Annotated in this window: 12 protein-coding genes; 9 read left to right on the forward strand and 3 right to left on the reverse strand. The window is 73.2% G+C overall.

Annotated features, from left to right (window positions below; all coding sequences use genetic code 11):
- Nucleotides 1-112: 112 nt before the first annotated feature.
- Nucleotides 113-1396 carry a DUF1015 domain-containing protein gene (locus ACFVYL_RS17845; protein ID WP_389716848.1) on the reverse strand — a complete coding sequence of 428 codons (1284 nt, stop codon included), beginning with the start codon at nt 1394-1396 and terminating at the stop codon, nt 113-115.
- Between the two features lie 72 nt (nt 1397-1468).
- Here ACFVYL_RS17845 and ACFVYL_RS17850 point away from each other — a divergent pair, with 72 nt between their 5' ends.
- From ACFVYL_RS17850 to ACFVYL_RS17865, 4 genes are all read left to right on the forward strand, one after another.
- Complete coding sequence (locus ACFVYL_RS17850; RefSeq protein ID WP_389716851.1) at nt 1469-2521, forward strand: HAD hydrolase-like protein; 1053 nt, start codon at nt 1469-1471, stop codon at nt 2519-2521.
- A 189-nt stretch (nt 2522-2710) separates the two neighbouring features.
- Nucleotides 2711-3754, forward strand: coding sequence for a FecCD family ABC transporter permease (locus tag ACFVYL_RS17855; RefSeq protein ID WP_389716854.1), 1044 nt, complete (start codon nt 2711-2713; stop codon nt 3752-3754).
- Nucleotides 3751-4779 carry a FecCD family ABC transporter permease gene (locus ACFVYL_RS17860; RefSeq protein WP_389716857.1) on the forward strand — a complete coding sequence of 343 codons (1029 nt, stop codon included), beginning with the start codon at nt 3751-3753 and terminating at the stop codon, nt 4777-4779. Before ACFVYL_RS17855 ends, ACFVYL_RS17860 begins: the two co-directional genes overlap by 4 nt.
- Complete coding sequence (locus tag ACFVYL_RS17865; protein ID WP_389716860.1) at nt 4776-5627, forward strand: ABC transporter ATP-binding protein; 852 nt, start codon at nt 4776-4778, stop codon at nt 5625-5627. Before ACFVYL_RS17860 ends, ACFVYL_RS17865 begins: the two co-directional genes overlap by 4 nt.
- On the opposite strand, the gene ACFVYL_RS17870 is transcribed toward ACFVYL_RS17865, so the two are convergent.
- A complete protein-coding gene (locus ACFVYL_RS17870) occupies nt 5611-5958 on the reverse strand; it encodes an SCP2 sterol-binding domain-containing protein (RefSeq protein WP_389716862.1) in 348 nt (115 codons plus the stop codon). The two genes, ACFVYL_RS17865 and ACFVYL_RS17870, sit on opposite strands and share 17 nt — an antisense overlap.
- Before the next feature lie 42 nt (nt 5959-6000).
- On the opposite strand from ACFVYL_RS17870, the gene ACFVYL_RS17875 reads away from it, so the two are divergent.
- Genes ACFVYL_RS17875 through ACFVYL_RS17885 form a run of 3 tightly spaced genes read left to right on the forward strand, consistent with a single transcriptional unit; the run spans nt 6001 to nt 8121 of the window.
- Nucleotides 6001-6336 (forward strand): hypothetical protein, encoded by a 336-nt coding sequence (locus tag ACFVYL_RS17875; RefSeq protein WP_389716865.1) that lies wholly within the window; start codon nt 6001-6003, stop codon nt 6334-6336.
- A gap of 7 nt (nt 6337-6343) precedes the next feature.
- Nucleotides 6344-7159 carry a TlyA family RNA methyltransferase gene (locus ACFVYL_RS17880; RefSeq protein ID WP_389716868.1) on the forward strand — a complete coding sequence of 272 codons (816 nt, stop codon included), beginning with the start codon at nt 6344-6346 and terminating at the stop codon, nt 7157-7159.
- 5 nt (nt 7160-7164) lie between these two features.
- Nucleotides 7165-8121, forward strand: a complete 957-nt coding sequence (locus ACFVYL_RS17885) for an NAD kinase (protein WP_389717291.1) — start codon at nt 7165-7167, stop codon at nt 8119-8121.
- Between the two features lie 52 nt (nt 8122-8173).
- Here the strand turns inward: ACFVYL_RS17885 and ACFVYL_RS17890 are convergent, their stop codons facing one another.
- Nucleotides 8174-9541 carry an FtsX-like permease family protein gene (locus ACFVYL_RS17890; protein ID WP_389716871.1) on the reverse strand — a complete coding sequence of 456 codons (1368 nt, stop codon included), beginning with the start codon at nt 9539-9541 and terminating at the stop codon, nt 8174-8176.
- Nucleotides 9542-9742: 201 nt separating this feature from the next.
- Here ACFVYL_RS17890 and recN point away from each other — a divergent pair, with 201 nt between their 5' ends.
- Together recN and ACFVYL_RS17900 are read left to right on the forward strand one after the other, a co-directional pair.
- Nucleotides 9743-11494, forward strand: a complete 1752-nt coding sequence (gene recN / locus ACFVYL_RS17895) for a DNA repair protein RecN (RefSeq protein WP_389716874.1) — start codon at nt 9743-9745, stop codon at nt 11492-11494.
- Nucleotides 11495-11556: 62 nt separating this feature from the next.
- Nucleotides 11557-12357, forward strand: coding sequence for a hypothetical protein (locus ACFVYL_RS17900; RefSeq protein ID WP_389717294.1), 801 nt, complete (start codon nt 11557-11559; stop codon nt 12355-12357).
- Nucleotides 12358-12450: the final 93 nt, after the last annotated feature.

Here is a 12450-nt window from a genome sequence, read left to right on the forward strand (position 1 = left end):
TGCGGTGAAGATTCGACACCTCCACCACACACGGAGGCCTTCGCCGTGATCAAGCCCGGCCAGTGTTAACAACGCTCGTGATCAATACACCTAGGGCCCCTTCTGACGGCGATCAGAAGCTCAGGTCCCGCAGCACCAGGCCGGTGGCCGGTTTCGGGCCGAAGGACGTGGACTTGCGGGGCATCGTGACGCCTTGGCGGGCGAGTTCGCGCACGACCTCCTCGCGGACCGGGTGCATCAGGACCGCCGTGCCGCCGTCGCGCTCCGCCTTCTCGACCGTCGCCGCGGTGTCGTGGATGTACGCGATCTGGTCGGGGGTGTCGGGGATGCGCCACATGTGGTCGAGGAGGGTGGCGTGCAGGACCGTCGCGTCGAGGGTGCGCCAGGCCTCGGGGAATTCGCCCGGAATCGTATGGGCGAGGAGGTCCGGGGACGGGCGGTCGATGAGGTGGAAGGCGCCGTCGCCCGCGAGGACGAAGGCGTTGCTGGCGGCGGCGGCCTCGGCCAGGGCTGCGATGGCGTTGTCCAGCGGGCCGTCGACGGTACGTATGCGGAAGGAGTCGCCGAGGGCCTGGAGGGCGGCGGCCACCGGAAGACGGTGGAGGTAGCGGTGGATGGCGCGGACGCGCAGCGGGTAGCGGGCGGTGTCCACCAGGAGCACCAGGCCGTAGTCCCAGGCGCTCGGGGAGGGGTGCTCGGCGCGCAGGCGCAGGTTGGTGGCCCAGCGGTGGTGGCCGTCCGCGATCAGCGCCTGGTGGCAGGAGAGATCCGACTGGATCTCGGCGATCTCGGCCGGGTCCGTGACGGACCACAGGCGGTGGTGGAACCCGTCCTCAGTGGTCGTGGAGAGGAGGGGTTCGCGCTGGGCGGTGCGTTCGATGACGGCCGTCGCGCCCTTGGGGTCGTCCTCGCCGTCGCTGCGGTAGGTCAGGAGCAGCGGTTCCAGATTGGCCGAGGTCGTCCGCATGAGGGCCGCGCGGTCCTCGACGACGTGGGTCATGACGCCTTCGTGGGGGAGGACGATGCCGTCCTCGGTGTCCGAGAGGCGGAGCGCGCCGATGATGCCGCGCTGCAGGATGTCGTCGTCGCGCTGTTCGTAGACGTACAGGCTGGGCTCGGTGTCGGGGGCGAGGATGCCTTCGGCGAGCCAGGTGTGGAGGGTGTCCGCGGCCTGCCGGTTGCGGGCGGCCGGGGTGGTGGCCTGCGGGAGGATCAGCCGGACGATGTTGTGCGGGTCGGCGGATTCCAGGTGGAGCAGGCCGTCCGGCCGTACGACCACGTCGTACGGGGGTGAGGTCACCGCGGCGAGACTGCCGACCCGTTCGGGGACGTAGCGCACGCCCCGGAAAGGGATCAGGTCGAGGCCGCTGTCGTCGGTGTGACCCGCTGTGTTCATTAGGGCATCGTATGTGTGTCAGTGGCATAAGCGATGATCGGGGGAGTGGGATCGAGCGAGGAGCGATGTGCAATGAGCCAGACCGCGGACCGAAGCGCAGGGCGGGACGTCAGGACGCGGCCCGCGGGCAGCGAGCGGGCGCTGAGCGAGGTCTATGACACGGCCCTGCTCGACCTGGACGGGGTGGTGTACACGGGCGGGCAGGCCATCGCGCACGCGGTCGATTCGCTGGGCACCGCACGTGACGGCGGCATGCACCTGGCGTATGTCACGAACAACGCGCTGCGTACGCCGGACGCGGTGGCGGAGCATCTGACGGAGCTGGGCATCGCGACCGAGGGGCCGGACGTCATCACGTCGGCCCAGGCGGTGGCCCGTCTGGTGAGTGAGCAAGTGCCCCAGGGGGCGCGGGTGTTGGTGATCGGCGGCGAGGGGCTGCGGGTCGCGCTGCGCGAGCGGGGCCTGGAGCCGGTGGAGTCGGCCGACGACGATCCGGTGGCGGTCGCGCAGGGGTACGGGGGGCCCGACCTGGCGTGGGGCCGGTTCGCCGAGGCCTGTTACGCGATCGCGCGCGGGCTCCCGTGGTTCGCGTCCAACACGGACCTGACGATCCCGAGCGCCCGCGGCATCGCGCCGGGCAACGGCGCGGCCGTCGAGGTCGTACGGATCGCGACGGGCGCCGAGCCGCAGGTGGCGGGCAAGCCGCTGCCGCCCATGCACCGGGAGACGATCCTGCGGACGGGCGCGGAGCGGCCCCTGGTGGTGGGCGACCGCCTCGACACGGACATCGAGGGTGCGTTCAACGGAGAGGTGGACTCGCTGCTCGTGCTGACCGGTGTCACGGACGGCGCGGGGCTGCTCGCCGCCCGGCCCGAGCACCGGCCGACGTACGTGGCCGCGGACCTGCGCGGCATGCTCACCGGCCAGCCCGAGGTCGCCCCGGCGGAGGGCGGTTTCGGTTGCGGCGGGTGGACGGCCTCGGTGCGGGACGGGGAGCTCGCGCTTGACGGTGACGGCGAGGCCATGGACGGGCTGCGGGCACTCTGCGCGGCGGCCTGGACGGAGGCGGGGGACGGCACGTGCGACCTGGACGCTGAGAAGGTGCTGGCCCGGCTGGGGGTGTGAGGCGGGCGGAGGGGGCCGGAGGGTTCTCGGCGGGGCTGCCGCGGGAAGCGATTCCGGCGACGGCTCCGGCGGCCTTCCCGGCTTCGCCGTGACCCGGCTTCCCCGGCTTCGCCCTGACCTTGGCTTCCCTGGCTTCCCCGGCCTTTCCCACGTTCCCGCTCCGATGGGAGGGTAGGCTAACCTAACCAGGTGTTGGTCGACAGTCCCCCAGAAGCCCGCGCGGAGGCCGCCTCCGCGTCCCCGAAGCGCCGCGCGGTACGCGGCGCCGGATTGCTCGTATCGGCGGCCGTCCTGCTCCTCGTGTTCTTCGCGAGCATCGCGGTCGGCGCCAAATCGATGTCCATGGACCAGGTCTGGCACGGGCTGTTCCAGGACACCGGAACGTACGGGGACGTCGTCGTCGGCGAACGGCTCGCGCGCAGCCTGCTCGGGCTGCTCGCCGGGACGGCCCTCGGCCTCTCCGGCGCGGTCCTGCAGGCGCTCACCCGCAATCCGCTGGCCGATCCCGGACTCCTCGGCATCAACCTCGGCGCCTCCGCCGCGGTCGTCAGCGCGATCAGCTTCTTCGGCATCACCTCACTGAGCGGCTACGTCTGGTTCGCCTTCGTCGGCGCCGTGGCCGTCGGCGTCCTGCTCTACATCCTGGGCGGCGCGCGCGGCGCGACCCCCGTACGCCTCGCCCTGGCCGGCACCGCGATCAGCGCGGCGCTCTACGGATATCTGCAGGCCGTCATGATCACGGACGGTGCCGCGCTCAACAAGATGCGCTTCTGGACGGTCGGCTCCCTGGCCTCCGCCACCATGGACACCATCGAGCAGGTGCTGCCGTTCCTCGCGGTCGGCGCCGTGCTTGCCCTCTCCCTGGCCAGGCCGCTCAACGCGATGGCCATGGGCGACGACACCGCACGCGCGCTCGGTGCCCGCCTCAACCGCACGCGCGCGCTGTCCATGGCCGCGGCGACCCTGCTGTGCGGGGCCGCGACCGCGGCCTGCGGCCCGATCGTGTTCATCGGCCTGATGGTGCCGCACATCGTGCGCTCCTTCACCGGTCCTGACATGCGCTGGATCCTGCCGTACGCGGCCCTCCTCTCGCCGGTGCTGCTGCTCGGCGCGGACGTCGTCGGGCGCGTCGTGGCGCGGCCCGCGGAGCTCCAGGTGGGCATCGTGACGGCGGTCATCGGCGCACCGGTCTTCGTCTTTCTCGTACGTCGGCGGAAGTTGGCCCAGCTGTGAAGGCAGTACGCACCCGGGGCGGCCTCTCCGTCCGGCTCGACGTCCGTACGACCGCGGTCGTCGTCCTGCTCGCCGTAGCAGCGCTCGCCGCGAGCGTCGTCCTGATCGGCACCGGCGACTTCGACATCCCGGCCGCCGACGTCGTCCGCACCCTGCTCGGCAACGGCGACGCCGGACAGGAGCTCATCATCACCGACCTGCGCCTGCCGCGGGTCCTCGTCGGGCTCCTGGTGGGCGCGGCCCTCGGGCTCGGCGGCGCCCTCTTCCAGTCCATCGCCCGCAATCCGCTGGGCAGTCCGGACGTGCTCGGCCTCGGACAGGGCTCGACCGCCGGGGCGCTCACCGTGATCGTCGTGTTCCACGGCGGCGCGGCCCAGGTCGCGGGCGGCGCGCTGGTCGGCGGGCTCGTCACCGGCTTCGCCATCTACCTGCTCGCCTGGAAGCGTGGCGTGCATGGCTACCGGCTGGTCCTGGTCGGCATCGGCGTCTCCGCGTTCATCACGGCCGTCAACGGCTATCTGCTCACCAAGGCGGACTTCGTCGACGCCGCCCGCTCCGTGGTCTGGATGACCGGCTCCCTCAACGGCCGTGACTGGGAGCAGGTCCGGCCGCTGCTCGTGCTCTGCGCCGTCCTCGTACCGCTGGTGCTCGTGTACGGGCGGCCGCTGCGGATGCTGGAGATGGGCGACGACGTCGCGGGCGCGGTCGGCGTGCCGGTCGAACGCACCCGCTTCGTGCTGCTCACCGCCTCCGTGCTGCTCACCGCGGCCGCCACCGCCGCCGCGGGACCCGTCAGCTTCGTCGCGCTCACCGCGCCGCAGCTGGCGCGCCGGCTCACGCGCTCGCCGGGACCCAACCTGATGCCCGCGATGTTCATGGGCGCCACGCTCCTGATCGTCGCGGACTGGGCCTCGCAGCGGGTCTTCGGCGCGGACCAGCTGCCCGTCGGTGCCGTCACCGGCATGCTCGGCGGCGTCTATCTGCTGTGGCTGCTCGTCAGCCAGCGCAAGGCCGGCCGGATATGAACGAGAACCAACTCCAGGACCAGGAGCGTGCTGCTGTGAACCGGCTCGTCGCCGACGACGTCACCCTCGGCTATGACCAGCGCGTCATCGCGGAGAAGCTGTCCGTCGAGATCCCCGACAACTCCTTCACCGTGATCGTGGGGCCCAACGCCTGCGGCAAGTCCACGCTCCTTCGGGCCCTGTCCCGGATGCTCAAGCCGTCCGCGGGGCGGGTGCTGCTCGACGGGCACGTCATCCAGTCGACGCCGGCGAAGAAGGTCGCCAAGACGCTCGGCCTGCTGCCGCAGTCGTCCATCGCGCCCGACGGCATCACCGTCGGCGACCTGGTCGCCCGCGGCCGCTACCCCCACCAGGGCCTGCTGCGGCAGTGGTCGCGGGAGGACGAGCGGATCGTGAACGAGTCCATGGAGTCGACCGGTGTGCGCGAGCTCGCCGAGCGCTATGTCGACGAGCTCTCCGGCGGCCAGCGCCAGCGCGTCTGGATCGCCATGGCCCTCGCCCAGCAGACCCCGCTGCTGCTCCTCGACGAGCCGACGACCTTCCTCGACATCCAGCACCAGCTCGACGTCCTGGACCTCTGCGCCGAGCTCCACGAGGAGCGGGGGCGCACGCTCGTCGCCGTCCTGCACGACCTGAACCACGCCGCCCGCTACGCCACCCACCTCATCGCCCTGCGCGACGGCGCGGTGCTCGCCGAGGGCCCGCCGTCCGAGATCGTCACGGCGGAGCTGGTGAAGGAGGCCTTCGGCATCGACTGCCGGATCATCGAGGATCCGGAGAGCGGGACCCCGCTGGTGGTCCCGGCGGCCCGCGCGGGCCGCCGGAGCCCGGCTAGAGCAGCGACCTGAGCCGCAGCAGGTCCCGGAAGCCCGCTTCGAGCCTGACCCGGCCCGCGGTCCAGGCCCTGGCGAAGTTGAGCTCGCCGTCCACCAGCGCGAGCAGGTCGTCCCCGGTCATCGCGAGACGGATCTCGGCCTTCTCGCGCGGCGGGCCCGGGTGGCTGTCGAGCACCGCGATCCGGCCGTTCGCGAGGCGGCCGGTGAAGGTCACGTCGAGATCGGTGATGCGGCAGCTCAGCGAGCGGTTCAGGGCAGCGGCGCCGCGCACGTCGCCGTCGGCCGACGCGAGATTGTCCGAGAGTCTGTCGAGTGCCGTACGGCACTCCGCCATGGTCGCCATTGTGATCGACCGTACCCCAGGCCTTCGGGGTAGCGTCGTGCCATGAGTGACTCTTACGCGGGCCCCGAAGAGCACGAAGGGGAGTCGGTGGCGCCAGAGCCGCGAGTCCCGGACGAGCCGTCGTACGACCCCGCCGTCCCCGCGCCCCTCGGCGTCGGGCGCACCCCCACCGGCGACGCCGGAGTGGACGCCGCGCTCGCCCGGCTCGGCGACGCCGACCACCTCGCCACGGACGGCCACACGGAGGTGTACGAGGATGTACACAGGGGCCTGCGCGACGCGCTGACCGCGCTCGACGCGCGCCCCGGCCCGCCGGCTCCCACCGGCGCGCCGTCATCCCCGTACGACAACTCGTACGACAGGAACGACAGGAGCTGAACCGAACGTGGCAGGAGTGGCACGACGCCGCCTCGACGCCGAGCTCGTCCGCAGGAAGCTCGCGCGCTCGCGCGAGCACGCGAGCCAGCTGATCGCCGCCGGCCGGGTCGCCGTCGGCAAGACCGTCGCGACCAAGGCCGCGACGCAGGTGGAGACGGCCGCCGCGATCGTGGTCTCGCAGGACGACGACGATCCCGACTACGTCTCGCGCGGCGGGCACAAACTCGCGGGCGCCCTCGCCGCCTTCGGGCCGCAGGGGCTGGTCGTCGAGGGCCGCCGGGCGCTGGACGCGGGCGCGTCCACGGGCGGCTTCACCGACGTGCTGCTGCGCGCCGGCGTCGCGCACGTCGTCGCCGTCGACGTGGGCTACGGCCAGCTCGCCTGGTCCTTGCAGAGCGACGACCGGGTCACCGTGAAGGACCGTACGAACGTACGTGAGTTGACGCCGGAGGCGATCGACGGGATCCCCGTCGACGTGGTCGTCGGAGATCTCTCCTTCATCCCGCTCGGCCTGGTGCTGCCTGCCCTGGCGCGGTGCGCGGCGCCCGACGCGGACCTCGTCCTCATGGTCAAGCCGCAGTTCGAGGTCGGCAAGGAGCGGCTCGGCAGCGGCGGTGTGGTGCGCAGCGCCGAACTGCGCGCCGACGCCGTGCGCGGGGTGGCACGGCAGGCGTGGGGGCTCGGCCTCGGAGTGCGCGGAGTGACCGCGAGCCCGCTGCCAGGACCCTCCGGAAACGTCGAGTACTTTCTGTGGCTGCGCGCCGGGGCCGACGAGCTGGACCCGGCGGACGTTGACCGTGCCGTGGCGGAGGGGCCCCGTTGAACCGGATCCGAGAGACCCAGACCAGACAGACCCAGACCGGGCAGACCCAGACCGGCGAGACCCAGTCGGGCGCGCGTACCGTTTTCCTGCTCGCGCACACCGGGCGCCCCGCGGCCATCCGCAGCGCCGAACTCGTGGTCCAGGGGCTGCTGCGCAGCGGCATCGGCGTGCGGGTCCTGGACGCGGAGGCGGTGGACCTGCCGCTGCCGCCCGAGGTCCAGACGGTCAAGGAGGCCACGGCCGACTGCATCGACGACTGCGAGCTGATCGTCGTCCTCGGCGGTGACGGGACGCTGCTGCGCGGCGCCGAGTTCGCCCGCGCCTCCGGAGTACCGATGCTCGGGGTGAACCTCGGGCGCGTGGGCTTCCTCGCGGAGGCCGAGCGGGACGACCTCGACAAGGTCGTCGACCGCGTGGTCACCAAGGCGTACGAGGTCGAGGAGCGCATGACGATCGACGTCGTCGTGCGCCGCAACGGCGACGTCGTGCACCGGGACTGGGCCATGAACGAGGCCGCCGTGCAGAAGGTGTCTCCCGAGCGGATGCTCGAAGTCGTCCTGGAGATCGACGGGCGGCCCGTCACCGGCTTCGGCTGCGACGGCATCGTGTGCGCGACACCGACCGGTTCGACGGCGTACGCGTTCTCGGCGGGCGGGCCCGTGGTGTGGCCGGAGGTGGAGGCGCTCCTCATGGTGCCGATCAGCGCGCACGCCCTCTTCGCCAAGCCGCTGGTGACGTCGCCGGACTCGGTGCTCGCCGTCGAGGTCCAGCCGCACACGCCGCACGGGGTGCTGTGGTGCGACGGACGACGGACCGTGGAACTGCCGTCGGGGGCGCGGGTGGAGGTGCGCAGGGGCGAGGTGCCGGTGCGGCTCGCCCGGCTGCATCACGCGTCGTTCACGGACCGACTCGTCGCCAAGTTCGCGCTGCCCGTGTCGGGGTGGCGGGGCGCGCCGCAGTAGGGCCCCCTGGGAGAGGGCTACGGGAGCACGCCCGTAGCCGGTGCAGAGGGCGTCACGTCGCGCCGACCACGGAGATCGCCCGGCGCCGCATCACCGCGCGCACCGGGAGCCCGGTCGCGAGCAGGGTGAGCAGCAGCGTGCCTGCCGCCACCCCGGCCGGCACGGCCCACGGCAGGTACGGCAGCGCGCTGCCGAAGGCGGTCTTGAGGATCGGCGCCAGCGTGGCAAGCGCGATCGCGCCGCCGAGCAGCAGCGCGGTCCCGGCGACGACCACGGCCTCCCAGGCGGCCATGGCCCGCACCTGCGCGCGCTGACTGCCGATGACCCGCAGCAGCGCGACGTCGCGGCGGCGCTCGAACGAGATCATGGCGAGGGTGTTCGCGGCGGCGATGGCGGCGAAGCCCGCGTACAGCCCCGTGCCCACGTAGTCGAGCCAGACCTCACCCGTGCTGCCCGCGGAGCCTGTGTGGTGCTGGGCCGTCGTGTGCATGCCGATCTTGGTGAGGCCGAAGCCCACGACGAGGACGAGGGGGACGACCGCGGCGGAGAAGCGGCGGGGCTGGGAGCGGACGTTGAGCATCGCCAGGCGCGCGCTCGGGCCGAACCGGCCCACGGCCGCGGAGACCAGCCAGGCGGCGGGGCCGATGAGGCGCGGGCCCAGCAGCCCGGCGCCGGCGCAGAAGAGGATGAGGACGAGGAAGGCCCCCTCGCCCGCCTCGTCGGCGGGCTGCCGGGACAGGAGTACGGCGACCGTGCACGCTCCCGCCACGGCGAGCACACCCAGCGGCGCCCGCAGGACCCCCAGGCCGCGCCGTCCGGTCGCCGCCTCGGAGAGGGCGCGGGCCGGGCGAAGGAGCGAGAACCGCAGCGCGGAGAGCAGCGCGGCGAGGGTGGTCGTCACCACGGCCACGCCGACGCAGACCGGCAGGGCCAGCCAGCTGAACCGGAAGGTGACCTCGGCGGGCAGCAGTCCGTGGTCGACCATGCCCGCGTGCCACCAGCGGGCGCCGAAGCCGCCGAGCACGAAGCCGGCGAGTGCGGCGGGGACGGACGCGGCGAGGGCCTGAACGGCCACCGCGCGGCGGACCTGGCGGGGCCTGGCGCCGATGGAGCGGACCATCGCGAGTTCGCGGTGCTGCTGCGCGACTGCCGTCCCCATGGTCGATACGACCACGAATATCGACATGTAGATGGAACCGATCAGGAGGACGACCGCCATGTCGCCCACGCCGTTCTCCTTGATCTGCTCGCGCGCGGCCGCGGAGAGTCCGCCGCCGTGATCGGTGCGGTCGGCGCTCGTCGTGCCGAGCATCATCGTCGACGCGCTCACCACGGTCGCCGCGAAGAAGGCGGCCACCGCAGTGCCCACGAATGCCGGGCGGTGCGCGCGCAGCGCCGCTCTTGCCAGTCCTGTTGCCATGTGGATCATGGTTGTGCCGGGGCGGAGGAGATGCCATGCGGCGGGCCGGTGGATCTTGCTGGGGATAACCCCACCCCGCCGCTCCGAGAGGCGCCCCGCGTCCCCTCGGAGAGTGACACCGTCTCTTTCCGGCCGGTCGCCAACCTGCGCCTTCACACACCGACACAGGGGCGACGTCGCGGGGCACCGGGGAAACCTCGTATGGTCAGGTGCGTGTTGGAGGAGATGCGGATACGGTCGCTCGGAGTCATCGACGACGCTGTCGTCGAGCTCTCGCCAGGCTTCACCGCCGTGACGGGTGAGACCGGTGCGGGCAAGACGATGGTGGTCACCAGCCTTGGCCTGCTGCTCGGCGGACGCGCGGACCCCGCCCTGGTGCGGATCGGTGCCAAGTCGGCGGTGGTGGAGGGGCGCATCGCGGTGCCCGCGGGCGCCTCCGCGGTCCTGCGCGCGGAGGAGGCCGGGGCCGAACTGGACGACGGTGCGCTGCTCATCAGCCGTACCGTCTCGGCGGAAGGGCGCTCACGCGCACACCTCGGGGGGCGCTCCGTCCCGGTGGGGCTGCTGTCCGAACTCGCCGACGACCTGGTCGCCGTGCACGGCCAGACCGACCAGCAGGGCCTGCTCAAGCCCGCCCGCCAGCGCGCCGCCCTCGACCGGTACGCGGGCGACGCGGTCGCCCTGCCGCTCACCAAGTACACCGCCGCGTACCGCAGGCTGCGGGCCGTCACCACCGAGGTCGAGGAGATCACCACGCGCGCGCGGGAGCGGGCGCAGGAGGCGGATCTGCTGCGCTTCGGCCTCGACGAGATCGCGGGCGTCGAGCCGCGCGCGGGCGAGGACACCGAGCTCGCCGCCGAGGCCGAGCGGCTCGGCCACGCCGAGGCCCTCGCCTCCGCCGCGACGTCCGCGCACGCCGCCCTCGCGGGCAACCCCGAGGATCCGGAGGGCATCGACGCCTCGGCCCTGGTGGCGGGCGCCTCCCGGGCGCTGGAGACCGTACGGTCCCACGACCCCGCCCTCTCCGCCCTCGCCGACCGGCTCGGTGAGATCGGGATCCTGCTCGGCGACGTGGCGGGGGAACTCGCCGGGTACGCCGACGACCTGGACGCCGACCCGCTGCGGCTCGCCGCGGTCGAGGAGCGCAGGGCCGCGCTGACGCAGCTCACCCGGAAGTACGGCGCGGACATCGACGCCGTCCTCGCCTGGGCGGAGGAGGGTGCCGCGCGGCTCGCCGAACTGGAGGGTGACGACGACCGGCTGGGTGACCTGACCGCCGAACGGGACGCGTTGCGCGCCGAACTGGCCGGGCACGCCCAGGCGTTGACCGACGCGCGGCAGGAAGCGGCCTCGCGGTTCGCCGCCGCCGTCACCGAGGAGCTGGCCTCGCTGGCCATGCCCCACGCGCGCGTGTCGATCGACATCAGCAACACGGAGGTTCCGGAGGGGGCCGACGGGGTGGAGGTCGGGGGCCGCACGGTCGCGTACGGGCCCGCGGGCGTCGACGAGGTCGAGCTCCTCCTCGCCCCGCACCCGGGCGCCCCGGCCCGGCCCATCGCCAAGGGCGCGTCGGGCGGTGAGCTGTCCCGCGTGATGCTCGCCGTCGAGGTGGTCTTCGCGGGCACGGACCCGGTACCCACGTACCTCTTCGACGAGGTCGACGCGGGCGTCGGCGGCAAGGCGGCGGTCGAGATCGGCCGCCGCCTCGCGCGCCTCGCCAAGTCGGCGCAGGTCGTGGTCGTCACGCACCTTCCGCAGGTCGCCGCCTTCGCCGACCGCCAACTGCTCGTCGAGAAGACGAACGACGGGATGGTGACGCGGTCCGGTGTCCAGGTCCTGGAGGGCGAGGACCGGGTGCGGGAGCTGTCGCGCATGCTGGCGGGCCAGGAGGACTCGGAGACGGCCCGGGCGCACGCCGAGGAACTGCTCGCGACGGCTCGGGGGGACGGGTAGGGGCCTGTCCCCGCACCGGTCGGCCCGTGCGTAGGGTGATCGCCATGGTCGAACGCATCGGCATGGTCGAACGCACATCCGGGCGTCGGCTCGGCGCCCTGCTCACCGCCGCCGCCCTCACCCGCGCGGCCACCGCCGCGCTCCGGGCACGGCCGCCCGGCGGGCCCGAGCGGTGGACGCGGACCAACCACGCGGGGCGGCACGTCGAGTTGTACGCCGGTCCCGCTGCCGCCTTCGGCGCCACGGTCGGCGTCACCGCGCTGCCCGCCACGCCCCGGGCCGCCGCCGCGCTGGCCGTGCTCGCCGCCGGTGCCTGCGGGGTGTACGACGACATGGCGGGGCGGGACGATCCCCGGCGCGGCTTCCGCGCGCACCTCGGCGCGCTGCGGGACGGCGAGGTCACCAGCGGCGCCGTGAAGCTGTTCGGCATCTCGGCGGCGGGGCTCGTGGCCGGTTCGCTGCTCAAGGAACGGGCCCTGGACAAGGTCCTCGCGGGCGTGGTGATCGCGGGGACCGCCCACCTCGTCAACCTCGTGGACGTACGTCCGGGCAGGGCCGGCGCGCTCGTGCTCGCGCTGGGGGCACCGGGGCTGCTGCGCGAGGGGCCCGGCGCGGTCGTCGCCGCCTCCTCCATGGGCGCCGCGGCCGCCGTGCTCCCCGACGACCTCGGGGAGCGCGCCATGATCGGCGATGCGGGAGCCCATGCCCTGGGCGCGGCCCTCGGCAGCGCCATCGCGGCGGGAAACGGCCGGGTGGGCCTGGCCGTGCATGCGGCGGCGCTGGTGGCCGCGGCTGTGTACGGGGAAGAGGTCAGCTCGGTCGCGGCGTACGGAGGGCAGGTCCTCAGGGGCTCATCTCCTTAGCCCCTCACGTAGGCAGGCCCTCACGTAGTCAGGCCCCACGTAGTTAGACCCTCACATAATCAGGTCCGCACGTCCTGGTGCGGCGCCGTCGGC

This window comes from Streptomyces sp. NPDC058308, from assembly GCF_042880275.1.
GTDB lineage: Bacteria > Actinomycetota > Actinomycetes > Streptomycetales > Streptomycetaceae > Streptomyces.